This is a genomic window from Stenotrophomonas sp. 05L44_2 (assembly GCF_056665995.1).
Genome location: NZ_JBFTNR010000917.1, coordinates 1 through 1,354 on the forward strand (window position 1 = coordinate 1; position 1,354 = coordinate 1,354).

The 1,354-nt window shown below is 68.9% G+C and carries 3 protein-coding genes; all 3 read left to right on the forward strand.

The window, feature by feature from the left end:
- Positions 1-117 precede the first annotated feature (117 nt).
- On the forward strand, positions 118-381 hold the full coding sequence (locus AC1VAN_RS21950; protein WP_033831612.1) for a hypothetical protein: 264 nt from the start codon (positions 118-120) through the stop codon (positions 379-381).
- A gap of 11 nt (positions 382-392) precedes the next feature.
- On the forward strand, positions 393-626 hold the full coding sequence (locus AC1VAN_RS21955) for a DUF1653 domain-containing protein (protein ID WP_442251529.1): 234 nt from the start codon (positions 393-395) through the stop codon (positions 624-626).
- Between the two features lie 70 nt (positions 627-696).
- Positions 697-1,354, forward strand: a 658-nt coding sequence (locus AC1VAN_RS21960) for a transporter (protein WP_480986760.1), incomplete at its 3' end; no start/stop codon positions are given.

A 1,354-nucleotide genomic window follows, 5' to 3' on the forward strand; every position in this document is an offset into this window, starting at 1 on the left:
ACGTGGTATTGATCGAGGAACTGGTCCGCGCATCGCTGAGTTGAGGATCGGCCAGCGATGCTTGCCGCTGCTGCCGGGACCGAACAGACTGTCGGTTTACGGCACGGAGCCGCGCCCATGAAAGTCCTGATGCTGATCCCGCTGCTGGCTCTGGCCGCGTGTGCCAGCCCGGAAAAACCAGTCACCCATGACGCCGCCACACCCGTGGTCGGTGGCGATCGCGATGCGCACGGTTGCATCGGTTCGGCCGGCTATCAGTGGTGCGAACGCAGCCAGCGCTGCGAGCGCCCGTGGGAACTGGCACAGGCGCAGGGCCTGGCCAACACCGCCGAAGCCATCGATGCCTACTGCGCCACCCCGGCGTCGCCGGCACGCAGGTAACGGGCCCACCAATGACCGACCTGACCCCGCTGCCCGCGCTGGCACCTGGCCGCTACCGCCACTTCAAGGGTGGCGAGTACGAAGTGATCGACATCGTCCGCAGCAGTGAGACGCTGCAGCCGATGGTTCTCTACCGCACTCTGTATGGCGAGGGCGGCCTGTGGGTGCGGCCCTATGCGATGTTCATTGAGCAGGTGCCCGGCGAGCACGGCCCGCAGGCGCGTTTCGCCCGCATCAGCGACTGAGCGGTGCGGCTCACGCCGCGCGCACGGTATCGCCGGGCATGCTGAAGATCCCCTGCGAGACGGAACCCGCATGCGCCACACCCTGTTGATCGCCCTGTCGCTGGCCAGCACCCCGGTGCTGGGCGCGGAACCTCCCAGCTTCGATCGTCCCGGCATCGGCTTCGGCACCGACACGGTGCCGCGTGGCGGCCTTGCCGTCGAACTGGGCCTGCCCAGCTATCAACGTGAGCGTGATCGCGACGGCCTGCGCACGACGACGCTGTCCAGCGACCTGCTGCTGCGCACCGGGCTGGCTCCGGGCTGGGAACTGCAGTTGGCGTCCACGCCATGGCAGCGTCAGCGAGAACGTGGCCCCGACCTGCCGCGCACGCAGCAGCGCGGCGCCGGCGACAGCACCGTCGGAGTGAAATGGGCAGGTCCCGGCAGTACCGAACGCACGGCGTGGGCGCTGCTGGCCAGCGGGGTGATCGCGCGTGGCGATGCAGCCTTCAGCGACGGCCGCCAGTACGCGCTGGCCGCCAGCGTCGAGCACAGCTTCAACGACCGCTGGAGCGGCGCGCTGTATGGCAGTCATCAGCGTGGCGCCGGCCAGCGCAGCACCACCTGGTCGCCCAGCCTCTCGTTGAGCGTGACCGAGCGGCTTGGCACCTATCTCGAAGCCGGTTTCACCCACGCCAACCAGCAACCCGACGAGGCCATCGCCGGCGCAGGGCTGACCTGGATGCTGC